Source organism: Thermocoleostomius sinensis A174 (assembly GCF_026802175.1).
GTDB lineage: Bacteria > Cyanobacteriota > Cyanobacteriia > Elainellales > Elainellaceae > Thermocoleostomius > Thermocoleostomius sinensis.
The window spans coordinates 2,112,399-2,134,659 of the sequence record NZ_CP113797.1; the positions used below are offsets into that span (position 1 = coordinate 2,112,399).

19 protein-coding genes are annotated in these 22,261 nt (G+C 49.3%); 10 read left to right on the forward strand and 9 right to left on the reverse strand.

The window, feature by feature from the left end; genetic code table 11:
• Window positions 1-20: 20 nt before the first annotated feature.
• Window positions 21-407 carry a nuclear transport factor 2 family protein gene (locus OXH18_RS09160; protein ID WP_268612253.1) on the forward strand — a complete coding sequence of 129 codons (387 nt, stop codon included), beginning with the start codon at window positions 21-23 and terminating at the stop codon, window positions 405-407.
• Between the two features lie 11 nt (window positions 408-418).
• On the opposite strand, the gene OXH18_RS09165 is transcribed toward OXH18_RS09160, so the two are convergent.
• Complete coding sequence (locus OXH18_RS09165) at window positions 419-2,185, reverse strand: lipase family protein (protein ID WP_268612255.1); 1,767 nt, start codon at window positions 2,183-2,185, stop codon at window positions 419-421.
• Between the two features lie 210 nt (window positions 2,186-2,395).
• Here OXH18_RS09165 and OXH18_RS09170 point away from each other — a divergent pair, with 210 nt between their 5' ends.
• Window positions 2,396-2,878 (forward strand): hypothetical protein, encoded by a 483-nt coding sequence (locus tag OXH18_RS09170; protein ID WP_268612257.1) that lies wholly within the window; start codon window positions 2,396-2,398, stop codon window positions 2,876-2,878.
• Window positions 2,879-2,889: 11 nt separating this feature from the next.
• Here the strand turns inward: OXH18_RS09170 and lgt are convergent, their stop codons facing one another.
• Window positions 2,890-3,750: a prolipoprotein diacylglyceryl transferase gene (gene lgt / locus OXH18_RS09175; RefSeq protein ID WP_268612259.1), complete on the reverse strand. Its 861-nt coding sequence runs from the start codon at window positions 3,748-3,750 to the stop codon at window positions 2,890-2,892.
• A 126-nt stretch (window positions 3,751-3,876) separates the two neighbouring features.
• Window positions 3,877-5,433: a sulfatase gene (locus OXH18_RS09180; protein WP_268612261.1), complete on the reverse strand. Its 1,557-nt coding sequence runs from the start codon at window positions 5,431-5,433 to the stop codon at window positions 3,877-3,879.
• A gap of 539 nt (window positions 5,434-5,972) precedes the next feature.
• Between OXH18_RS09180 and OXH18_RS09185 the strand changes: the two genes are divergently transcribed.
• The 6 genes from OXH18_RS09185 (at window position 5,973) to OXH18_RS09210 (ending at window position 11,973) form a co-directional block, all read left to right on the forward strand.
• Window positions 5,973-7,097 carry an ABC transporter ATP-binding protein gene (locus tag OXH18_RS09185; protein WP_268612263.1) on the forward strand — a complete coding sequence of 375 codons (1,125 nt, stop codon included), beginning with the start codon at window positions 5,973-5,975 and terminating at the stop codon, window positions 7,095-7,097.
• Between the two features lie 32 nt (window positions 7,098-7,129).
• Window positions 7,130-8,296, forward strand: a complete 1,167-nt coding sequence (locus OXH18_RS09190) for an ABC transporter substrate-binding protein (RefSeq protein WP_268612265.1) — start codon at window positions 7,130-7,132, stop codon at window positions 8,294-8,296.
• Window positions 8,297-8,462: 166 nt separating this feature from the next.
• Window positions 8,463-9,638: an ABC transporter substrate-binding protein gene (locus tag OXH18_RS09195; protein WP_268612267.1), complete on the forward strand. Its 1,176-nt coding sequence runs from the start codon at window positions 8,463-8,465 to the stop codon at window positions 9,636-9,638.
• A 5-nt stretch (window positions 9,639-9,643) separates the two neighbouring features.
• A complete protein-coding gene (locus OXH18_RS09200) occupies window positions 9,644-10,558 on the forward strand; it encodes an ABC transporter permease (protein WP_268612269.1) in 915 nt (304 codons plus the stop codon).
• 269 nt (window positions 10,559-10,827) lie between these two features.
• Window positions 10,828-11,634 carry an ABC transporter permease gene (locus tag OXH18_RS09205; RefSeq protein ID WP_268612271.1) on the forward strand — a complete coding sequence of 269 codons (807 nt, stop codon included), beginning with the start codon at window positions 10,828-10,830 and terminating at the stop codon, window positions 11,632-11,634.
• 117 nt (window positions 11,635-11,751) lie between these two features.
• Window positions 11,752-11,973 carry a hypothetical protein gene (locus tag OXH18_RS09210; protein ID WP_268612273.1) on the forward strand — a complete coding sequence of 74 codons (222 nt, stop codon included), beginning with the start codon at window positions 11,752-11,754 and terminating at the stop codon, window positions 11,971-11,973.
• A gap of 126 nt (window positions 11,974-12,099) precedes the next feature.
• Here the strand turns inward: OXH18_RS09210 and OXH18_RS09215 are convergent, their stop codons facing one another.
• The 3 genes from OXH18_RS09215 to OXH18_RS09225 all read right to left on the reverse strand — a co-directional run bounded on the left by OXH18_RS09215 (window position 12,100) and on the right by OXH18_RS09225 (window position 15,436).
• Window positions 12,100-14,196, reverse strand: coding sequence for a helix-turn-helix domain-containing protein (locus tag OXH18_RS09215; protein ID WP_268612274.1), 2,097 nt, complete (start codon window positions 14,194-14,196; stop codon window positions 12,100-12,102).
• Window positions 14,197-14,261: 65 nt separating this feature from the next.
• Window positions 14,262-14,552: a cupin domain-containing protein gene (locus OXH18_RS09220; RefSeq protein WP_268612276.1), complete on the reverse strand. Its 291-nt coding sequence runs from the start codon at window positions 14,550-14,552 to the stop codon at window positions 14,262-14,264.
• Window positions 14,553-14,599: 47 nt separating this feature from the next.
• On the reverse strand, window positions 14,600-15,436 hold the full coding sequence (locus tag OXH18_RS09225; protein WP_315874695.1) for an NAD(P)-dependent oxidoreductase: 837 nt from the start codon (window positions 15,434-15,436) through the stop codon (window positions 14,600-14,602).
• A 441-nt stretch (window positions 15,437-15,877) separates the two neighbouring features.
• Between OXH18_RS09225 and OXH18_RS09230 the strand changes: the two genes are divergently transcribed.
• Complete coding sequence (locus OXH18_RS09230) at window positions 15,878-17,182, forward strand: urease accessory protein UreH domain-containing protein (protein ID WP_268612280.1); 1,305 nt, start codon at window positions 15,878-15,880, stop codon at window positions 17,180-17,182.
• A gap of 14 nt (window positions 17,183-17,196) precedes the next feature.
• Complete coding sequence (locus tag OXH18_RS09235) at window positions 17,197-17,826, forward strand: hypothetical protein (RefSeq protein WP_268612282.1); 630 nt, start codon at window positions 17,197-17,199, stop codon at window positions 17,824-17,826.
• A 147-nt stretch (window positions 17,827-17,973) separates the two neighbouring features.
• Here the strand turns inward: OXH18_RS09235 and OXH18_RS09240 are convergent, their stop codons facing one another.
• From OXH18_RS09240 to OXH18_RS09250, 3 genes are all read right to left on the reverse strand, one after another.
• Entirely contained in the window at window positions 17,974-18,549 is a 576-nt protein-coding gene (locus OXH18_RS09240; protein ID WP_268612284.1) for a phycobiliprotein lyase, read from the reverse strand.
• Between the two features lie 134 nt (window positions 18,550-18,683).
• Window positions 18,684-20,390 carry a hypothetical protein gene (locus OXH18_RS09245; RefSeq protein WP_268612286.1) on the reverse strand — a complete coding sequence of 569 codons (1,707 nt, stop codon included), beginning with the start codon at window positions 20,388-20,390 and terminating at the stop codon, window positions 18,684-18,686.
• A 28-nt stretch (window positions 20,391-20,418) separates the two neighbouring features.
• Window positions 20,419-22,218, reverse strand: coding sequence for a hypothetical protein (locus OXH18_RS09250; RefSeq protein ID WP_449369402.1), 1,800 nt, complete (start codon window positions 22,216-22,218; stop codon window positions 20,419-20,421).
• Between the last annotated feature and the right edge of the window lie 43 nt (window positions 22,219-22,261).

The following is a 22,261-nucleotide window of genomic DNA, read 5'->3' on the forward strand; positions in this document are numbered from 1 at the left end:
TTACCTAGAATAGACACCATATGAATACTCTTCACGAAACCGAAATCATTGCTTGTGAAACTGCTCTCTTGACGGCAATGAAAACCAATAATGTTGAATATTTAGATCGGTTGCTCCACGACAATCTTTTATTTAATGGGCCAACGGGTGAAACGATTACTAAAGCCATAGATTTGAATAATTATCGTTCAGGCGACATTAATCTGCATACGATCGAACCCAGTCATTATCAAATAAGTGCGATCGAAGATAATATAATTGTGACTGTCACTGTAGAAATTCAAGGAAATTATTTAGGGCAGGAAATTAATGGTAAATTTCGCTACCTCCGAGTGTGGAAATGGTTTGAAACTACTTGGAAAGTAATTGCAGGCAGTGTTGTTAGGCTGAATGCTGAGATGGAGTAAAATCAAATCATTTATTCTTGCTCTTGGGTGGCTGCTAATGCTTTTTCTAGGTTGGTGATGTAAAACTCAAGCCGATGATCGTTCACCATGTCGAAGCCAGGTTCTAGGACATCTCGCAAAAGACCAATCGCTCGATCAACTAACCAAACGATCGCATTGGGTTGCAGTATCAGTTGCCCGCGTGTGTTGAAATACAGTAATTGCCCAAGATGGGCATAAATTCGCAGCGGATTCCAGAACGAATAGGGCAGTGGGACATGCGGCACAATATCATTATTGTTAACAAATCGAAAAACCTTGCCCTTGAGCGCTTGCCCTACATCGAAAACAAACACTAAATCACCAACTCTGGGTTGTCCAAACGTATAAACACCCTGAATATTAAGATGCTTGCGCTTCACCAAGGATGCTGCTGCAACGGTAGCTAAGGCTCCTCCCAAACTGTGTCCGGTGATGAATAAGGGTAGAGGAGCAGACCGATCGGCGTTCCATAGCCGAATCTGTTGAATGATGGGTGTTTCAATAGTATTCCAGGCCGCTTGAAACCCTGAATGCACCATTCCGATCGGCGGAGTGGTATCTTCGTCTAGGGGTTCCATCGACTGATGACAGGCAAAATTTTTCAGCTTGAATTTAAAGTTGGTGTGCCAATCTTTTCTTTCTTGGCTACCGCGAAAGGCCAATACAATACAGGAATCGGTTCTAAATAAAAATGCTTGCGTGTCGCGTTTGGCTTCGTCAAAGTACTGCGAACTGTCTGTGCCGATCCTCCAGCGTTGATGCGTGATTTCGTCAACATATGTTTCATCTTGATATATCAGATAAGCAGCCTTTGCCAAACTTAACGCCATTTGAATCAAGTGCCGATCGATCGATCGAGAACACGGGTACATGCCAACTATTGCCCCAAAGGACAGGTGCATCGAGTGTGCCGCTTGGCGTTTTTGAAAGGCATCATCCAGTTTTTTGAAATCATCTTCTTGATAGGGCGTTGGCAAAATTCGATAGCCAAACCGTTCAAATAACTGAATGACACCTGCAAACCCATATTCATGAATGTAGTTGTACAACTGATCATAGAATTTGGAAGCTCCAGGACGTTTGTAGTGGCGATCGGCAATTAAGCGAATCCAATAAATCATCCAAGGGCGAATTTCATTTACGGTAAACAGACCGGATTCTACAAAGTAACCAAAATGTTCTAATCCATTCAATAACTGATTAAACCAATCGCGTAATGTTGTTTCAATTTGATATCGTTCTAGCTCTTCTTCGGTCAGACATCCAGTTGCCTTCAGTGCATCAATTTCCTGCTTGCGAATGATTCGTTCTTTGTGGCTGGCCAACGCTGCACACAGTAGCTCATTGGTGACTTGAAAGACGACCTGCTTGTTGCCCAATATCACTTCATAATCTCGGTATTCTTCGAAGTCTAGAATCTTTAACGCGCGCCAAATATTGGGTTCTTGTTCAAATTCCTTTACCGTTTTACGCAGAAACTCAATGCGATGCCATTTCTGATTTTGGCTATATTGATACACTCCAATTGCCAAAGCAACAGCAGTGACAATCAACGCACCCATTAAACTGCCGTTTAGAATCCAGTTCAGGCTCCAGCGAGAATCCACATGCCATAACAGCCGAGTTTGATGGCTGGCATCGCCGCTAAAGGCAGGAGGAACAGGTGCAATAGCGGCCGGAGTCGGTAAGATCGGTGAAATCAATTCGATCGAACTGGTGACAACCAAGGATACCCAAACTACGGTGAAGAATTTCATCCCCATAAGCCTCAGTACGGATCTTGAACGTAACGCCGGATACTAAAAATGTGTTCCGACTCTAGCCTCTGCGGAGAACGACTGAGAAGTGGATGATCCCCCCTACTGGGACAACTCTCGATTGGGCGATCGGGTCGATCTTGTCAGGTATTTTGTTTTAATGAAGAATTGTAACTAGTATGCGCGTTTCTTTATCAGCACTGCTGCATCATGATCGATCGTCCATTTGGTAAACCGCGTCCCCTTTGGCGCGTAATGCTGCTCTCGGCTGTCACAGGTTTGGCTTACTACGGCTATTACAAATGGGTCATTCAGGATGAACTGAGGCAATATAATGGCAAGGGTTGGTCTGGAGCGGTTTGTATTTTGCCGTTTGGTTTCGGCGTGTTAATTCCGCAAGCGTTACGGCTGTTTGATCCAGATGTACCGGGGTGGTTTGGCTGGTTCTCGCTGCTGGGAGTCGGTTGGATTTATATCGTTCAGTTGCGGCTTTATCGCACCGTTAACACCCTCTATCGCGAGGCAGGTTGGAAACCTCCGCTAATGGTTTGGTGGCTTGTGGTGCCTGGTTTGAATTTGATTGTGGGACTCAAGCAAATTCATTGTCTCAGCGAGTATTGGGCCCGCCAGCAGGGTAATGTTATTGAAGACCCAATCGTCAAATTCTTGCCGTTCCTATGTTCCCAAGGTTAAGTATGAACTAGTCAACTGGTGCGATCGCCTTCATTTGCCCTTTCCAAGCGTTTAGGCTGACGATGACGCCAATAAAGCGCAATACTTGCGCCCAACACAGATATGGCACATAGTACATGCACCACATTAAACGGTGTGCCCGGAAAAAACCAGGAGTCTGTGCGCAAAAACTCGATAAAAAACCGACCAAAGGGATACCAAATTAAATACAGCAGGGTGATATCGCCATCCCGCAACGGCGATCGAAACCGACGCGAGATCCAGAAAATGAGACCAAAACCAATCAAATTCCACAGCGATTCATACAAAAACAGCGGATGAAAACGGGTACTGTCGGGATATTGAGCGAGGTCGTTGTAGGGTGGAATTCGGTGGGGACGATCGATGCGCAGCCCCCAGGGCAAGGTAGTGGGTGGGCCATACAGTTCTTGATTAATAAAATTCCCCCACCGTCCGATCGCCTGTGATAGGGGCAGCGCTAGGGTAATGGCATCCAAAAAGACCAAGGGGGGCAGGCGGCGAACCCGGGTATATAACCATAGGGCAATCCCACCAAAAATGAACGCTCCAAAAATATGAATCCCCCCTGTCCAGATTTTGAAAATGTCCAAGGGGTTCTCAAGATAGTGACCAAACCCGTCTGCTGTCCGCGGAGACTGAATAAACACATAATAGAGCCGCGCCCCAATAAAGGCGGGAATCAGCACCCAAAACAACATGTCCCAAAAATCATCCGCTTTTTGCCCTCGTCGCTCTACCTCACGACTTGCAATCAACGCCCCCACCAGTACGGCGGTGGCCATCAGCAATCCATACCAACGTAGGGCGATCGGGCCAAATTCAAAAATGATTGGGTCAACAGGAGGATACATAGAGATTACAGGAAAGTGAGGGATGCAATGTAAGGATAAAGAATGCAGGTTAAAGGATAACAAGAACAAGCCTGAGGTTTTAGCCGTTATATGTTGCCTTTGGCCGGTTAACTTGGTCTTTTCCCACTAATCCTCTAAGTATCCTAGATCGCGCAAACGCCGCTGCACTTCTGGATCGTCAAATCCAGGAGCGCGGGTGGTTCCGGCAGTAGCTCCTACCAATCGATCGGACTGACCGGCAAAGACTTGAAGACATTCCTGTAAAGCTTCCACGTTTTCGGGCAGGATGTCACTGAGGTTCAGACTTTCTTGGGGGTCTTCGTAGACATCGTACAGTTCCAAAAACCGATCGCCTGTTTCAATGAGTTTGTGATTGCCAATCCAAACAGCACGACGGGGGACATCACAAGCTCGATCGCGAATTAATTCAGGCTGACGCTTTAACAGTAAATTCAAAACATTCTGCGGCGGAATCGCTTCCGAAAACACCTGACGCTGGATTCGCTCGGTGGTTGGGCTATGCACCAAGCTTTGGGCCGTTTCGGCTTCGTCACTCAGTCCAGCAGCGGTCAACACTGTGTGAAATAAATGACAGGTAGACACAACCGTCTCTACAGCCGTCTTACGCGGCAGATGATTATACGGATCGCGAATAATTAGCGGCACTTGCACCAGTTCGTTGTACAACGTCAGCGAATGTCCAATGAACTGCTTTTCTCCTAAATGCTCGCCGTGATCCGAGCACAAAATCACCAGCGTTTCATCTAACACCCCTGCTTGTTCAAGTCGGCTAAAGAATGTGCCAACTTGTTCATCTTGATAGGCCACTTCTGCATCATACATCCCATCGAGAGCAGCTTTTTGTGGCTCATCCAGCGCCCCTGCCAACGGCGCCAACCAGCCATAGACATCGCTATTAAAGCGACGTAAATAATGCTGAGCCGATCGATCGCGCAACACATGGGGCGCAAATCTCTCCATATATCGACGCGGCGGGTGATAGGGCATATGGGTTCCCATCAAGTTAATGAACGTAAAGATTGGTTGATCGGCATCGACACCTTTCCGATGGATCAACAATTGCGCAGCATCATCAAGGGATTTCACAGTATTTCCTTTAAAGCTGAGAGCGGTCTGCCACAGTGGCAGCATCAAAGGCGTGAAGGAAAGTTCCAGTAGTGCTTCAGAGCGAGCAAAGGAATCTTGCACTTGATTCAAGAGTTTGGCTAATAGCTGCTTAAATCCTTGACGATAGCGATCGAGTAATCCTGAAGGAACACCGGCTTGATTAGGATGGGAGGTTAGCAAACCGCTGTAGTTAAGGAAACTGTAGAAACCACGTCGCAGTCCATTGTTGATCACCCCTACTAGTGGGTTGTTGCAAAATCCTGCCGTAAAATAGCCACCCGCTTTCAGCCTTTCTGCCAAGGTGGGAAGATCGGCCGGCAAAGTTGAGTAGGATTGCACCGTTTGATGCACCGATGGATATACTCCGGTGAACATAGACGCATGAGAGGGAATGGTCCACTGGGCCGGAGCAATGGCGCGTTCAAATACCGTCGCGTCCTCGGCTAGGGCATCGATGTGGGGCGATGTGGGCAACGGGTAGCCATAGCAGGAGAGGCGATCGGCGCGTTGCGTATCCAGAACGAGGAAAATAATATTGGGACGACGGTTCACCATAACAAAACTCGAAATGAGGGAGCAAGAGGGCTGGCAAACTGCGAAGCAGGGCTATATCAAATCAATAGCTTGCAGATTGTCCAACGCCTGAAGGTAACTAGTTACTCAGGGTAACAGTTCGAGCGTAGCAACGGAGTAGCCCTCAATAAAACCATCTTTGGGCGGGTCTATCTCTCTCTTTTGCTAGAAGGCAAGATGAAAAAACTAAGAAATGGGATGAAGAAGATGAACAAGAAATGCCAGGAATGAAACGATCGGACACAGACTCTTAAGCGATTGCCTCCCAACTATCCATGCCGCTTGGCAAACTGGGTAGCCTGATAGTATGCAAGGATGACTTACGCTATGCTATGGAACAAAAATCAAACTGTAGCAAACTAAACCATTGTCTGTGAACCACTAACCCGAACATAGGAGATGGGTAGCAGCATGGAAAAGATTGTCCAGGTTCTGTTGTCAAAACCTAGTCACATCTGTCCGATACTATCTGTTAAAGCGCATATTTAGCCACTTCGCTTGGTTTCATCTGGATGCCAACTATGTCTCAAACTGTTCTACAAGATCGAGGGTTTGCTGAAACAAATACCCGGCTAGATGTTGAACTGCGAAAAGTATTCAAGGTCTTTAATGGGGACACTGCCGTGCGCGGCATTGACTTGGATATTCACCAAGGGGAGTTCTTCAGCATTTTGGGGCCATCAGGCTGCGGCAAAACGACGACATTACGGTTAATTGCTGGGTTTGAAGAACCAACGGGTGGAGAAGTGTTAATTCGGGGGAAATCCATGATGCATGTGCCCCCCTATCGGCGCCCTGTGAACACCGTGTTTCAAAGCTATGCCCTATTTAATCATCTCACGGTCTGGGAGAACGTTGCCTTCGGGTTACGCTTGAAAAAATGTAGCAAAGCTGAAGTTCAAGAACGGGTGGCTAATGCATTGCAGTTGGTGAAGATGGACGCATTTGTTCGCCGCTATCCTGCTCAGCTTTCAGGAGGGCAACAGCAACGGGTAGCTTTGGCGCGAGCGCTGGTCAATCGTCCGGCAGTAGTTTTGCTAGATGAACCCTTAGGAGCACTCGATCTGAAGCTACGCAAAGAGATGCAGGTGGAGCTTTCTAATTTGCATCAGGAATTGGGCGTGACGTTTGTGATGGTGACACACGATCAAGAAGAAGCCCTGAGTTTGTCCGATCGCATTGCGGTGATGAATATGGGCAAAATTGAGCAAATCGGCACGCCCAGTGAAATTTACGAATCGCCCAAAACTCCATTTGTAGCAGACTTCATTGGGGATACCAACTTGTTTCAAGGGCGCGTGGAAGCGACTCAGACCTCGGCGTTGCAGGTTGTTACCCAAAATGGACTCAAGATGTGGGTCAAACTTCAAGACACGTGGAATGGCTCGCTTCCCAGTGAAGTGGTGATTAGCGTTCGTCCGGAAAAGATTCAGGTAGGGACAACTTCAACGACAGACGCCATTAATGCCTATGAGGGTACGCTCAAGCATGTGATGTATTTAGGAACCCATGTGCACTATGTGGTTGAACTGCTGACCGGCGATCGCCTGACGGTGCTGCAACCCAATCGTTCAGAGGCATTGCCACTCCATGCACCCGTTCAGGTTTATTGGGCAGCCAACGATTGTTTAGCTCTGACCACCTAGATGTGTTGAAGTTTGTTGATTAGGAGAAATCTATGCCTCCCCAAAATCCTCGGATATCTCGATGGCGTCAGGGCCGAGCGTCTACTGGAGCAGTATTCACCCGACGACGATTTATTCAGGCTTCGGCCGCGGCCGCTTCTGGAGTCGCGCTCTCGAATTGTGCCCGCAATCTGTCAAATAATCAAACCCAAGCTCCTCCCACTAGTAGCCCCACGGCTGCTGACCCTAATACCCTCTATGTCTATACATGGGCGAATTACACCGATGATGAACTAATCCAAACCTTTCAAGACCAAACGGGTGTGCGGGTGGTAGTGGATCTATACGACTCGAATGAAACCATGTTAGCCAAGCTAGAAGCAGGCGGAGGCAGTCAATACAGCGTGGTATATCCTTCGGACTATGCCGTTACGCAAATGCTAGAGAGCAATCTGCTGGCAGAACTGGATCAATCGCAGTTACAAGGATTAAACAACTTACGCGAACCCTGGCAGAACCCCAGCTATGATCCTGGTAATGCCCATAGTATTCCAACGACGTGGGGCACAACTGGGCTAGCGTATAACCCTGAGACATTGGGAACTGATATTCAAGGCTGGGATTATTTGTTTGACAATGTTGACTCGCTCAGCCGTCAAGTTACCCTACTCAACGATGTGCGCGAGGTATTTGGGGCAATTTTGATGCACTTGGGCTACTCGCTCAACTCGACCAACCCGGCTGAAATTGAAGAAGCTTACCAAGCACTGGTGCAACTGAGACCAACGATCGCCTCTTTCCTCACCAACGGTTGGGAAGATCAGTTGGCCAGCGGCGATTTCTCGATTTCTATGGCTTATTCCACTGATGCCATTGCTCTGATTGATGACGCTCCAGAGTTAACCTATATTGTGCCTGAATCGGGGTCGTCAATTTGGACGGACACAATGGCCATTCTAAAAACAGCTCCAAATCCTGATGCCGCTTATGCGTGGATCAACTACATTTTGACTCCCGAAAACTCTGCCAAGTTAGCCGAACGCCTCAAGTTCGCCACCCCCAACAAAGCCGCCTTCGAGTTGCTGCCAGCTGATCAACAGCAAAACAAAAATCTCTATCCTCCAGAAGCAGTAGTGGCGAAGGGAGAAGGTGTGACGAACGTCGCTCCAGAAATAGCCGCCTTGTACGATCGCTACTGGACGCAGTTGACAAGTAGCTAGTAACCAGTTCTCTCTAGTTGAATATCGATACAAGTTACTCCTGATCCTGCTCAAGTCGTATGACAGAATACCTCACTCGGTTAGTAACTATGGCTCAGTAGGACTAGTATGGCTAGCTCATCGACTAGCTTACAGATTGTCGTTTCATGCCGTGAGGGTGTAATCTATGCCTCCCCAAACCTCTCGATCGCCTCAGTGGCGATTGGCAAACAGATTTTCAGCTACAACCCGTCGCCGTTTTCTCTTGGGTTCTGCCGCCGCTGCCTCTAGCATCATTCTCAGCAATTGCGCTCGCAGCATTGGTACAACTGGTACGGATGATGCCACAGAGGGGTCACTAACCGCGACTTCAACTGCAAACGCTGACAATAAAACGCTTTATATCTATAGTTGGAGCAGTTACATTGATCCGGACGTGATGCAAGCATTTGAAACCAAAACAGGCATCAAGCCGATCGTCGATACCTACGATTCTAACGAGGCGATGCTGGCCAAGTTGCAGGCGGGCGGTGGCAATCAGTACAGCATCATCTGTCCCTCGGATTACATGGTGACGCAGATGGTGGATGCGGAGATGCTACTGCCGATCGATCACACTCAGTTAAGCGGCTTAGATCAACTCAAACCTCAGTGGCGCAACCCCGGCTATGATCCCAATAATGCTCACAGTGTACCATTGGCTTGGGGAACAACCGGATTTATGTACAATCCAGACAAAACCGGAACAACGGTGCAAGGCTGGGAGTATGTCTTCGAGAACGCCAACGCCCTGACGCGACAAGTAACCCTGCTGAATGACGTGCGCGAGGTATTTGGCGGCGTGTTGATGCACTTGGGCTACTCGATTAATTCCACTGATCCGGCTGAGATTGAAGCCGCTTATCAAGCCCTGGTCGATCTAAAACCCGCGATCGCTGCTTTCATGTCGTTTGGCTGGGAAGATCAGTTATCCAACGGAGATACAACCATCTCACAGGTGTTTTCGGTAGATGCCATCGCCTTGGCCGATGAAAATCCTAACTTGACCTACATCACGCCAGCTACAGGCACGTCGTTATGGACAGACACGATCGCCATTCCTAAGACGGCTCCCAATCCAACTGCTGCTTATGAGTGGATCAACTTTATGCTAGCTCCAGAAAACTCGGTGGGATTAGTCGAACGATTGAAGTTTGCCACTCCTAACCAAGCCGTGTTTGAGCAGCTATCCGCCGACCTCAAGAGCAACACCAATCTATTTCCGCCCGACGACATCTTAGCCAAATGCCAAGGATTGGCCCCCCTACCTCAAGAAGCCGCTAATTTGTACGATCGCTATTGGACGCAATTAACCAGCAGCTAGCTGACATGTCTACCACTACCCCTACCTCTCCTCTTACAGAGCAACCCAAATTTAGGTCGTCTTGGACGCAAAAACTGTCGAGATTGGTGCAGCCGTTTGTGCTATTGGCCCCAGCCGGAGTATGGCTATTGTTGTTATTAGTGCTGCCCGCGCTGCTGATTCTAGAGCTAAGCCTAATTCCCGGCTTTCGTCTAGGCCAAGCGGCTGGAGCCTATGGCTTAGGAAATTATTTCGATATTTTTCAGTTTACCTATCTTCAAGTCATTGGGCGATCGATCTACTTTGCCCTGGGAGCAACGACGCTGTGTCTGCTGCTGGGCTTTCCCGTCGCCTACTGGATTGCGCTCATGGCTCCCAAACACTGGCGTAATTTGTTGTTGGTGGCGTTTATTTTGCCTTTGTGGACTTCGTCGCTGCTGCGGGCCTACGCCTGGATCACCATCTTGCGACCCAGTGGGGTGCTGAATTCTATGTTGGCGGCACTGCATTTGCCCACTCAAAATTGGTTGAATCAAAGCCCTGCGGTCTTCATTGGCATGGCCTACAGTTTCTTACCCTATATGGTGCTAATTCTGTATGCTTCCCTAGAGAAGCTAGACACTCGTCTGTTGGAAGCGGCGGCTGATCTCGGAGCTACCCCTCAACAGTCCTTTTGGAAAATTACTGTGCCTCAAACCTTACCCGGAATTGCCGCAGGGTGTCTCCTTGTTTTCATTACCAGCGTCGGTGATTTCGTAGTTCCAGAACTACTAGGCGGCGCTTCTAGTATGACCATGTCGCGCTTGATTTATAACCAGTTTTTGGGCGCAACACGCAACTGGGGCTTTGGTTCTGCCCTCAGCATGATTATGATTTTGGCTGTCAGTTTGGCAATCGCGCTGTTGTTGCGATATGGCGATCGAAACAGTAGCCTGAGTTAGGGAATAGGGAATCGGGAGTCGGGAACAGGAAACGGCGTGGCTGCATTCAAGTCGGAGTTGCCTTGCTCCCCACCCCTGCTTCTGGAGGGAGTAGAGAGCCAGATCGCTTCCTCGCCCGGTTGGGAGAGAGCGAGGATGAGGGGGGCGGTCAGACTTAGATCTCGATTCAGCCATACCTAGGAAAAACCTCTAGTCCTCTAATCCCTAACACCCAGCACCTAACCTCAACTCCTAATCCCCAGCACCCCATCCCTAATCCCCATTCACTTATGTCTCAACCCGCTTTAACCAAACGAACTTCCTGGCAGATGATTGTGACGCTGCTGCTGTTCGGCTTTATGTACTTCCCAATTTTGGTGCTAGCATTCTACAGTTTCAATGCGTCGCGTTATAGTTCGCGTTGGGAAGGGTTCAGTCTGCGCTGGTATGAAAGTCTGCTGAATGATTCGCGCATTCTATCGTCGTTGCAAGACAGTTTGTTTGTAGCGTTTTGTGCGGTGGGGGTTTCGGCAATTCTGGGCACGATGATGGCGGTAGGATTAGCCAAATACCGCTTCTTTGGCAAAGGAGTCTATCGTGGCGTCTCATACTTACCTTTGATTATCCCTGATATTGCGATCGCTGTGGCAACGTTGGTGTTTTTGGCGACGCTGGGTGTTCGGTTAAACATTTGGACGATCGTGGCAGCGCATGTGGTGTTTTGCTTGGCGTATATTGCGGTGGTGGTGTCGTCGCGGTTGGCAAACCTCAATCCCCATCTGGAAGAAGCGGCGTTGGATCTAGGAGCGACTCCGCTGCAAGCGTTCATCAAAGTGTTGTTGCCTGAACTCATGCCCGCGATTGTTTCAGGGTGTTTGCTAGCTTTTGTGCTGAGCATGGACGATCTGTTGATTGCCAGCTTCACCGCTGGAGGGGGAGCCAATACCTTACCCATGGAAATCTTTAGCCGTGTGCGCACGGGAGTGAAACCCGATATTAATGCTTTGAGTGTGGTGCTGATCTTGTTTTCAGGAGCCTTGGCTTTTCTGGCAGAGTATCTTCGCTATCGCAGCGATCGGCGACAATTCCGGCAATAACCTTCGATAAAACCCGCTTATATATATTCCACGATACTTAGGAAGTTTGTAGGTCTCGGTTACAATGCCAAGTGAATCAGGGTGCCATGACTACCTGAGGTAATCGGAGAACGACTCATGGCTTACCGAGATCAGCTTTATCCTTGGTGCATCGTCCATTCGGTGCATGGTGCTCAATCTACTGTAGTGGCTCGATTTCGGCGTCGGACAGATGCAGAGGCCCATCTGAGGATTCTGCGTCAGACTCATCCTAGCTTCACGTATCGTATTTTGTTCGAGAAAGCCCCTGCCGACCAGCCTTCCGAGCCGCCGATCGAAACCCCAACGGATGATATTTAATGCAATGGTGATTTTAATTTAAATCGATAAAAACCTCAGCTAGCGGCGGCGGACGACTGGTGATAGTCGAGGATGATAGCTTGGTTGCAACGAGCGGCGACAAAGATCGGCCATAAATGCAATCGGCTATAAATGCAATAACCGACGCAGGCGCGGCTCCAACTCAGTCGGAATCATGCGATCGCCCCGCTCTAGCTTACCAATGTAATCAGCGCTAATGTTCAAAAACCCTCCCAGTTGTTTTCGGCTCCAACCTAACTTTTCGCGTCCCTCTCGAAGTTGTGCTCCTATGAGTTCATTTCGAGGGGCGGATTCCAGACGTCTGGGAACTTTAGGCTCTGTGATTTTTGCCAGGAGACTGGGGATCGGATGGGGAGGTTTGATCGTTAATTTTGCTTGAAGTAGCCGCTCAATCACTTTGATCTTGCGCCAATCATCTGGTTTGGCAGCCATACTGCTGGGTTGTAGCCAATCGGGATATGTGACTGGATCAAACTCAATTTGCCAACCCAAATTCATCAATAGTTTCAGCGCATTGTTCCACCGACTTTTTAAGTCTCTGGCTTTGTGCTTATCCAGCAAAGCTTTGTCAATTTCGGTTCTGGGTAATACATCTTCCAATAAGCTTAAAACGCGATAGTCATAAGGATTTTGGTTACGAACGCGAACACGAGCATCTAGCGTGAGTTGAATCGCTAGTCGTAACGCAATCTCATTGTGGTACGGATCAATCCGCAGAATGTCTTTGGCCAAATAGCCAAACTGATATAGGGCTTCTTTGGCCTTACTGCCGGCTCGATTGAGAAAATGCTTTGTCCATAAGCCGGGACTAACCGTGATATACACCTCATCAGGACGCTCAATTTTTCCTGTCACCCAGTCGATTTGACCATGTGGATCAATCAACACGTCCCACATGCGCCCGATCGGTGTACTGGCATCAACGGTACGTTTGCCCCGACCTTCCACCCACACTGACTTCACAAGCAAACACGACAGAGCATGAGCCGTGCTGGCTACAGCATTGCGCTTTTCCGGTAAGCTGGTACTGTGATTGCGATCCCATCCCAAATAGCGGATTATGTCTGTCGCTTTCAAGGTGAAGGTACTATTCCACGGTTCCTGTTCTTCCATTGCGCGCGCCGCAAAAATCAGTTGTAATTTGACGGTATCAAATCCAAATTTATTAATGATTTGTTCGGCGGCCTCCCACGGTAACAGAGCCACATCTCCCAAATTCGTAATGTAGTGTTCAATATAGTTATTAGGATTAGTCTTACTTCGGTATCGAAAGACTGCTAGGGCAGCGTCACTCTGTTGCCACAAATCGGGTCGTAGTTGAGCACGAATGCTACTGGCGATCGGAATTGCGGTTGGCATTAAGATAACGGGATCAAGACTAAGACTAGTGTGAGAGCTAGCGACAGGGCGTTGCCGCAATCCCAACAGCTTTTCTATCTCTTGTGGAGAACAGGTAGGAAGATGAAATCCTTGAATGATATTGCGCGTAATATCGTGAACATACACTTGCACAAAGAAATTAAGCTGCTCCAGCAGGACTGACGCATCTAAACTAGCTAACTCTTGCTTGACCGATCGAACCAGCGATTCTGGCGGCAAGGTGTCGAATGTTTGTGTACCTAATTTAGTTTCTAAACGAGCGATTGTTTGTAGAACTAAATTAACTCCGATCGTTTTCGCTAATTCGTGCCAAAACTGAGTATGATTAAAAAAATCTGCCAGTGATTTTCTTAGATAATTTTTTATCTGTTGATCGTCAAACACCAATTCTAAAGTTTTGTGTTTCTGACTGCGATGAGTGACTAATTTAAAGTGGGGCAAGCTGATATCGATAGCGTCGATGCCGTCCGTTTGAATCAGTGTTTCAACTTTGTGCCGATAAATCTTTAACAAGTGCTGAAATAGTTGATTGGTGACTAGATTTAATAACACCGATCGATCGCGCAAAAAATCAGCTAACTGCGCCTGATAGTTAGCTGTTAAAATCTCTTCAACTAGTTTCATGCCTGGATGGCCCTGATGGGCCAAGTCCAGTTGATCGCCAGGTAATGGGTTAATGCCTGCCATTGCAACAACGGGTTCAAGCGAATTGTCGGTTGGCAGCGCAATTGAACGAGATGGCGGCTGTAGAACTGTGTGCAAATCGTATTCGTAGAGATTTTTGTCGTACTTTGTCTCCCAACGATTAAGCGGTTTTACCATCTGCGTTACTGGAGGGTTCTCTAAAGAATAGATTGAGTGTTGCTTGGTTTGAACTCATCGACTAATCAACCAAAGCGATAATGCTTCCGTACAGGTTGTAAAATTTTCCAGGTACAAGACATGCCTGCTGGAAATGTCACTAACTCTCCTTTACCCATGCGCACCGGAGTTCCATTCACTAGTGTCACAATTACATCCCCTTCGAGGAAATAACAGGTTTCAGTTTCATCATAGGTCCAAGGAAATTCAGATACTTCTTTCGTCCAAATTGGCCAATTAAATACACCGAATTGTTCAAGCTGTTCTGAACTAGGAGTGCGATCGATCGTGATTTCTGTTTGCGATTGAGTCGTCATGGTCGTATGAGTTAGGGGTTGAGTCTTAGAGCATATGGGGTTGGGGGTTAGGCTTCATCCTTTCCAATTACGGCTTCAAACAAAGCGGAATAATCAGACTCGGACAAACCCGCGTCGCAAGCTATCTCCAAGATTTTACGCACTCCGTCTAAACTGTCAACCCGTAAGCCTGCGATCGTCGCTTCTTGCAGGAACAAATTCATATCTTTCAACAAATGCTTGGTAGGAAAGTTGGGATTGGTATAGTCGTGATCTACCATGCGCTGGAGTTTTTTGTCGAAAGTGGGAGCATAGAGGGCGCTGTCGCGCAGAATTTGCATAAATGTATCAACATTGCCGCCTTGCTGTTGCACAAATCCTAGGCTAAGGGCAAAGGCTGTGGTGAGGGAACCAATCAGTTGATTTAGGGCGAGTTTCAGGGCGGCTGCGGCTCCAACGGGGCCAATTAGTTGCGGTGTGCCAAATGCTTGCAACAGCGATCGCCACTGTTCAAACTGTTCTGGCGATGCCCCCACCATAACTTGCAAACTACCTTGCTGCACTTGAGGAATGCTACCCAATACAGGGGCTTCTAGGTAATCACCCCCCGCCGCAGTGATTGCTTGCTGAAGTTGACGGCTTTCACTGGGGGCGATCGTGCCCATTTGAATCACAGTGCGATCGGCCAAGTGCGATCGGGCAGCATCCGATAGTAGCGTTTCTTGAATAGCAGTCGCATCAGTCATCATCGTGATCACGACTGAACATGATTGCAGCAAGTCGGGTACGGTTTGGGCAATGGTGGCATCGGTCGATCGCAGGGGTTCGAGTTTGGCGATGGTGCGGTTATAGGCAACGATGGGCAACCCTGCGGTCAGCAACCGTTGGGCCATGGGCAAGCCCATCAAACCAGTTCCCAAAATTCCGATCGTTCCAGTATTGGTTTCATTCTTGATCACTTTCAGTCAATCCTCCCACCCAGGTGTATTGATCCTTCGATCCAGTTCAACCCGGCTCAACACCGCTTCCTCAGCATACGGTAAACCCACAGAAACAGCGACGATCGAATTAGCACTTCATCTAAAACTCTAGGTGGGCGTTGCTGAACAGAAGTATGATTCTCGGGCTGGCGCTGCTTGCAGTCCTCACCCTAGCCTTCTCCTAAAACGGCGAAGTAATTCCAATAGTCCGGACACTTTTATCTTCGAGCCTAACTATGCAAAGCCTATAGGGTGGCGATCGCTGGTTTGACAGGCTGTCGTTTGACGCAATCGATCGCCCTGCTCAACAATAAGGCAGGATGGTAAGGCGGACATGCCTATCCTTTGCTGTCGAACGGGTAAACAATGCTGGATCTGCTACTGGTTGCAAGTTTGGGCTTTCTGGGCAGTTTTGGGCATTGCGTGGGCATGTGTAGCCCGATCGCAGTTGCCTTTTCGCTATCTCAGAAGCCGCAATCGTCAACGTTTTGGAAACAGGCACAGTTTCATTTATGGCTTAACCTGGGACGCATTCTCAGCTATGCCTTGGTGGGGGCTGGGATTGGGCTGCTAGGGTCGGTGTTGCTGGCAAGTGGGCAATTGGCAGGCATAGGCAGTCCCTTTCGACGGATTATGTCACTGGTGACGGGTGGCATGTTAATTTGGCTAGGGCTAACGCAAGTGAAGCCGGGCTGGTTGCCATCGTTGCCGGTTTTAAATCCAATGGCGCAGAGGAGCCTGCACGATCGCCTTGATCGAGCGATGGTGAACATGTCATTGCAGAGCCGCTGGTGGACACCCGCCTTACTGGGCATGACGTGGGGCTTGATTCCCTGTGGCTTTTTATATACAGCGCAAATTAAAGCAGCAGAAACGGGTGAACTGTGGCGGGGGGGCTTGACTATGCTGGCATTTGGGCTGGGCACGGTTCCAGCGATGTGGAGTGTGGGGGTATCGGCGTCGGCACTCAGTCGCGATCGACGCAGTCAGTTGTTTCGCTTGGGTGGTTGGATCACAATTGCCATCGGTGTCCTGACCCTGCTGCGAACGGGTGATACGATGGTGGACTACACCGGACACGCGGCCCTGCTTTGCCTGATGCTAGCTTTGATTGCTCGACCCATGAGTCGCATCTGGTCGGCTCCGTTACAGGTGCGTCGTGCGCTAGGGGTAGGGGCCTTTGTTCTCTCTGTGGCCCATCTACTGCATATGGTTGAGCATAGCTGGGGCTGGAATCTGCGGGCGATCGGGTTTATGTTACCGCAGCATCAGTGGGGAATTGGTCTCGGAGGCATGGGCTTCGTGTGCATGATTCCGGCCGCATTAACAAGTTTTGATTGGGCCCAAAAGCGCTTAGGCTCTCTATGGCGATCGATTCATCTTCTCTCGGTTCCGGCTCTGTTGCTCTGCACGGCTCATTGTATCTTGGTCGGTTCCCATTATCTGGGACGATTGCAACCCACTGAGTGGAACTGGGGCTGTACGATCGGGCTAGTGGCAATTGTGCTGGGTGTGCTGCTGCTGCGAACCCAATGGCTTTGGTTTCGGCTAGGGCTGGAGTCCTATTATGTACCGCCACGCCTTGGTTTGGGGTTGACTAAGCGGGCTGATGATGGCTGCGGACACGGCGCAAACCTACTGTCGAAGAGCAGAACTGAAGAACAGAAATAAGGTGAAAGAAGGTGATGCGAAACAAAATGGCGATCAAGCTAGGGACAGTAGGAGCGATCATGGCACTAGTCGGCACGGGAGTTCCAGTAATCGCGCATCAGGTGCAAGTTGTGGGCGAAGTTGGCGGCACACTCCACATTGAACCCAACGACAATCCGCGTGCGGGAGTTCCCAGCCTCGCTTGGTTTGCATTGACGCGCCAAGGTGGCGAACTGATTCCACTAGAAGCTTGTAATTGCCAGCTTTTCGTCTATGCTCAGCCCTATCGATCGGGGGAGGCTCCAGTACAAGTCCCTGCTCTAGAACCCGTCTCCGCAGAAGGATATGAAAATGTGCCCGGAGCCGAGATCACCTTTCCCCAAGTCGGCGCCTATGAACTAGTACTACAAGGTGAACCCCACACGACCAAGGGATTTGAACCGTTTGAACTACGCTTTAATGTTACCGTAGCTGCCGGACAATCGACTGCTTTGCCGACCTCACCTTCGACTGATGCTTTGGATACACCAGACTCTAGCCCGATCGCTACTCCCTCGGAGAGTGAAGCAGCGTCCGATCGTGTTCCTTGGTTTGTGTGGGTCATACTATTGGTAATTTTGGCAATTGCTCTGCCTTTGGTGCTCGCTCGTGCCCGCAAGAAGTAGGGAGCATTTCAAAAAGCTAGGGGTTCGTAACAAACAGTGGCACGCACACCAGATGGTTCTACGCCTACTCCGTACCTCCCTTGACTCAAAGTTGGTAGAGGTCTCATCTGGCGTAGGTCGTATTCGCAATTTTTAATTTAGTATTACCTAACTAGCAGACGTGGCAGAACTAGCTGAGGAACTCGCTTGCGTGTCTGCCGCCTGAGTTACCCCCATACGAATTTCCGAGCAAAAAGACGCCATGCTGAAGCCACCAAACCGCTTGAGAATGCTAGTGCGTAGGCGCAAATTGGGACTAGCAAACCACAGCCGCTCTTCCGAATACATGGTTTCATACTCGGTAATCAAGGTCAGCGCTTGATCCTCACCTACAACATACCGTCCCGCTACCGAAGCCTTCTCGGCATAGCCCTGATCGCGCAACAGCTTGCCTTCGTTGGGCTTGTCAGGATCGGCGATCGGCACTAGCACGGTTGAACCTGTATGCTTTTCCTCATCCCATTCCATTGTGCCGTTCCACGTGACGCGAGCACCGCACAACGCCAACGCCGGATCAACTTCATACTGCTGACAAAGTTGTACCACCGCTGGATCATCCTTGGCCATCATTTCAATCACAATATCAGACTTGCCGGATTCTGATTGCTTGAATGCTAGATGATGACTTGTCCGTTGGGAGAACCACTTACCAGCACTTTGCTGGAAAAATTCAACTATATCCATGAGGGCAATAATGTAGAACAACGCGCGTTTAAACGAATTCTTTCTGTTTATCCTTTTTGATCTTACACGGGGAGAGGGAGGAGGGAATCGGGAATCGGGAATTGGGAATTGGGATGAAACTTAATTCCCTTAAATCATTGAATGGTGCACTGAGCATCTAATAGCAGTAAGGAGCGTTCTTCAAATACAGTACAGCGCTGAATCGATCGCCTCAGCACGGGTCTGCCTTGTTCTAGATTTTGCAGGGCGGTTTGGTGAGCATCGGGGTATTGCTTCACCCAGTTATCGGCTAGGTTATCAGCATTAAAGATCTGACGATTGACCAACCAAAAATCGATGCTATAGGTTTGGGTGAAGTTAGCTAATTCGGCCCGATCGAGGCTGTACTGGGCCCGCACTAGATCGCTAATTTGTTGACGAAACTGATTGGCATAGCCGAGGTGGTAAGGGATAGCAAATTCTCGCCCGACTAAAACCGAGCGATTGGTGAAGCTGGGCAAATCGTTGATTTCTTTCAGAATTCCGGCCACAACTGTGTCGTTAGGCTGTTCCGAGAGAAATTCATACAGCCCTGTGGCCTTGCCGACTTGGTAATTGGTTTTTGGGAAGTCGGGAATAGTGCTGGGATAGATCAGCAGCGCCAAGGTGAAAACAGAAGCCACGCCCCACACCAGCCCCCGTTGCCAGTCCGATCGCCCCTGAGACGTTTGCCGCATCCACTGAAGCGACGCATTTAACATCAGTGACACACTGATTGCGGTGGCAAAGGCCAGCACATAGCGCAGGGTGTAAGCGGTATAGCGGCTGGGCAAATGCAGCTTGAATAGCACGGCATGGGCAATGAAGAATAATCCTAATGCCACGATCGGGATGTGCAACAAAATCCGCAGATGTTTAGTGAGGTGTTGGGTTAGGGGAAAGTAGCGGTGAAACGCCAGCAGTACTGGCAGCAGGAATCCGATCGCCAATGTGCCAGGGCGAAAGTTGGGGAACAGGCCACTCCGTTCGCCATAGAGCCAAAATGCCAATGGATCGTCATTAAAGAATTGGCTGCGACCTCGATGGTTGAATTCTGGTAGAGTGCGCGCCTCGGCAGCAGTGATTGTGGGGCCATAACTAGAGTGGAATAGAGCATAGGGCAGCATCACCAAAACCGCCACGGCTAGCGCCACAGCGCAAAATCTGTATTCTTTGCGATCGGCCGATAGCCCCAATCGTCCATTTTGCCAACGTACAGGTTGCAGCAAAATCAGTCCGGCAAACACAAACACATACTGTGGGTAAAACAAGCCCTCCAGAACGATCGTGATCAGGCAGGGCCAGATCTGGCGGCGCAGCAGGTAATGCAGAAACGCTAGAAAAATTGCGGGCATGAAGGCTCTGGGCGTAGCGGAGGCGATATCATCGTGCGTCCACAGCACTTGTTGAATCATCAGCGACGACAGAAAGGCCGTAAACGGTATAGGCAACAGTTGCATGGACACGGCAAACCCGTAAGCGGCGGCGATGATCCCCAGTGCGATCGGCAGAATTTTAGCGAGCCACATCGGGTCAACGCCCAGTTGGGCAAACACCCAGTAAAAGCCCGTGTATCCAGCCGGAGCCACGGATTGGAAGTAATCGGCAATCAGGTTATTGGGAAACAACGCTGGATCGAGAAATCGCCGCATCCAAAAAATATGTTGTCGCGCATCGTCCTGCACCACATACTCACTGCCAAACGCTTGTTGCAGCGCTAATAGTCCGTATAAAACTGCGATTGTCAAACTGAGGCAAACCCAAAAAATTGTGTGCGATCGGGCAGGTTTGGCCGATGTAATCTGCTCTAACAAGTTGCTCATGCGTCACTCCTCACTCAACGGGCCCTCTCTACTCAGCGCCCAGCACACAGACGGCATCAACGACGGTAAAGGTTTCATTCTGAAACACCGTACACGACTCAGCCATTCGTTCTAAGGCGGCTCGGCGCACACGCGGGCGAATCTCGGCGGTGGTATCGGCAAATTCTCGAAACACGGGATTGGTTTCTAAGTAATTTAGGCGAAACGATCGCGCTTCCAGTAGCCAAAGATCTACCCCATAGGTTTGAATGAACTGCTGCACCTCAGTCAACTTGGGGCTATATTGCGCCCGCATTAAATCAATTGTGCGTTGGCTAATCTGCTGATAGTAGCCCAAATGATAGGGCAAGACAAAGCCGCGCCCCCCCACCAAAATCGAGCGCTGGGCAAAACTGGGAAGGTTGTTGATTTCGCGATCGATCGAAGCAATTACGCTGTCTTTGGGCTGTTGGTACAGGAACGCATACAGATCCGGGTGGCGACCCGTCGAGTATTGAATCACCGGAAACGACACATCTTCAAACCGCAGCAGCACCGGGTAGAGCAATAGCCCGATCGCCACGATTCCCGTGATAGCTAACATCACTGGATTTTTCGGTTGTTCGTTCCGCTGTGTCATCGAATTAAATAAGCCTTGCAGCAAAATCGTCAATGCTAGTCCTGCGGCCAGCGCCGCCACAATCCGAAAACTGTGCTCGGTGTAGCGATTAGGTAAATGCAGCTTAAAGATCAGCGCATGCGCCAAAAAGAACAAACTGACAGACACCAGAATCATTTGTGGTAACACCCGCACCTTACGACTAACCAGCGCCACCAACGGCAAGCGGGTGAACTTCAGCAAAAATGGTAGTGACAGCGCCAACCACAGATGCGGCAACAGAAACATCCGCAGCGGATTCGGCGGCAGATTATCGACTTCCGGCGTAAAAACTGAATTGGCCGTACACCATTCAAACGGCAACATGCCGCTCCGCTTACCGCAGAACCAAAACTCCAACGGTCGATCGCTAAAAAACGCCGACCACCCCATTTCTGACAAGGTGAACATCGATCGTGCTTCTGCCCCACTCAGCACGGGCCCAAAGGCTGACGACTTGAGCGCATAGGGCAACATCACCAAAAACGCCACCGCCAAGCCTAAGCCTGAAAACCAGTAATCGCGCCGATTGTCCGATAACCGCAAATTGCCCGATTGCCATTTCAGTAGTTGCAACAGCAGCACACCGGAATAGATAAACACACACTGAGGATAGAACAATCCTTGCAGCGCAATCGTCCCTAAGCAGGGCCAGAGCGATCGTTTCAGCAAATAATACAAAAACGCAAAAAACAGCGGATAGACAAACGCCACCGGGGTAGCAGAAATAATATCATCCCGCATCCATAGGCTTTGGTTGAGCAGCAGCGTGGTCAAAAATCCGGCAAAGGGAATCGGCAACAGTTGCAGTGTTGCGCCAAAGGCATAAACCGTGGTGATCCAGTAGAGAACGATCGGCAAACATTTGTGCAACAACAGCGGCGCAATCCCTAGCCATGCAAACGCTCGATACAGCGTGCTATAGCCCCAGGGAGCCACTGACTGAAAATAATCGGCAATTAAATCTCCTGGAAACAAGCCTGGATCAGCAAAGCGGCTCATCCAAAATACATGCTGTCGTGCATCGTCCTGCACCACAAACTCGCTACTGAAGGCTTTCTGCATGGCTATCACCGGACAAATACTGGCGATCGCCAAACTCAGCAGCAGCCAAAACCACAGACGCGATCGATCGGTTTTTTCGGCAGGGATGAACAGGAATTGATGCAAAGAGTGATGCAAAGCGATCATACGCCCAATTCGGTAACGCAATTACGCTTCATTAAATCACTTG

What these genes read in the sequence shown, in the direction of transcription:
- OXH18_RS09190 (WP_268612265.1), top strand. Translation starts at nt 7,130, where the DNA reads ATGCCTCCCCAAAATCCTCGGATATCTCGATGGCGTCAGGGCCGAGCG.
- OXH18_RS09220 (WP_268612276.1), bottom strand. Translation starts at nt 14,552, where the DNA reads ATGACGACTCAATCGCAAACAGAAATCACGATCGATCGCACTCCTAGT.
- OXH18_RS09235 (WP_268612282.1), top strand. Translation starts at nt 17,197, where the DNA reads ATGCGAAACAAAATGGCGATCAAGCTAGGGACAGTAGGAGCGATCATG.
- OXH18_RS09215 (WP_268612274.1), bottom strand. Translation starts at nt 14,196, where the DNA reads ATGGTAAAACCGCTTAATCGTTGGGAGACAAAGTACGACAAAAATCTC.
- OXH18_RS09185 (WP_268612263.1), top strand. Translation starts at nt 5,973, where the DNA reads ATGTCTCAAACTGTTCTACAAGATCGAGGGTTTGCTGAAACAAATACC.
- OXH18_RS09210 (WP_268612273.1), top strand. Translation starts at nt 11,752, where the DNA reads ATGGCTTACCGAGATCAGCTTTATCCTTGGTGCATCGTCCATTCGGTG.
- OXH18_RS09160 (WP_268612253.1), top strand. Translation starts at nt 21, where the DNA reads ATGAATACTCTTCACGAAACCGAAATCATTGCTTGTGAAACTGCTCTC.
- OXH18_RS09225 (WP_315874695.1), bottom strand. Translation starts at nt 15,436, where the DNA reads ATGGGCTTGCCCATGGCCCAACGGTTGCTGACCGCAGGGTTGCCCATC.
- OXH18_RS09205 (WP_268612271.1), top strand. Translation starts at nt 10,828, where the DNA reads ATGTCTCAACCCGCTTTAACCAAACGAACTTCCTGGCAGATGATTGTG.
- lgt (WP_268612259.1), bottom strand. Translation starts at nt 3,750, where the DNA reads ATGTATCCTCCTGTTGACCCAATCATTTTTGAATTTGGCCCGATCGCC.
- OXH18_RS09195 (WP_268612267.1), top strand. Translation starts at nt 8,463, where the DNA reads ATGCCTCCCCAAACCTCTCGATCGCCTCAGTGGCGATTGGCAAACAGA.
- OXH18_RS09250 (WP_449369402.1), bottom strand. Translation starts at nt 22,218, where the DNA reads ATGATCGCTTTGCATCACTCTTTGCATCAATTCCTGTTCATCCCTGCC.
- OXH18_RS09240 (WP_268612284.1), bottom strand. Translation starts at nt 18,549, where the DNA reads ATGGATATAGTTGAATTTTTCCAGCAAAGTGCTGGTAAGTGGTTCTCC.
- OXH18_RS09245 (WP_268612286.1), bottom strand. Translation starts at nt 20,390, where the DNA reads ATGAGCAACTTGTTAGAGCAGATTACATCGGCCAAACCTGCCCGATCG.
- OXH18_RS09170 (WP_268612257.1), top strand. Translation starts at nt 2,396, where the DNA reads ATGATCGATCGTCCATTTGGTAAACCGCGTCCCCTTTGGCGCGTAATG.
- OXH18_RS09180 (WP_268612261.1), bottom strand. Translation starts at nt 5,433, where the DNA reads ATGGTGAACCGTCGTCCCAATATTATTTTCCTCGTTCTGGATACGCAA.
- OXH18_RS09165 (WP_268612255.1), bottom strand. Translation starts at nt 2,185, where the DNA reads ATGAAATTCTTCACCGTAGTTTGGGTATCCTTGGTTGTCACCAGTTCG.
- OXH18_RS09230 (WP_268612280.1), top strand. Translation starts at nt 15,878, where the DNA reads ATGCTGGATCTGCTACTGGTTGCAAGTTTGGGCTTTCTGGGCAGTTTT.
- OXH18_RS09200 (WP_268612269.1), top strand. Translation starts at nt 9,644, where the DNA reads ATGTCTACCACTACCCCTACCTCTCCTCTTACAGAGCAACCCAAATTT.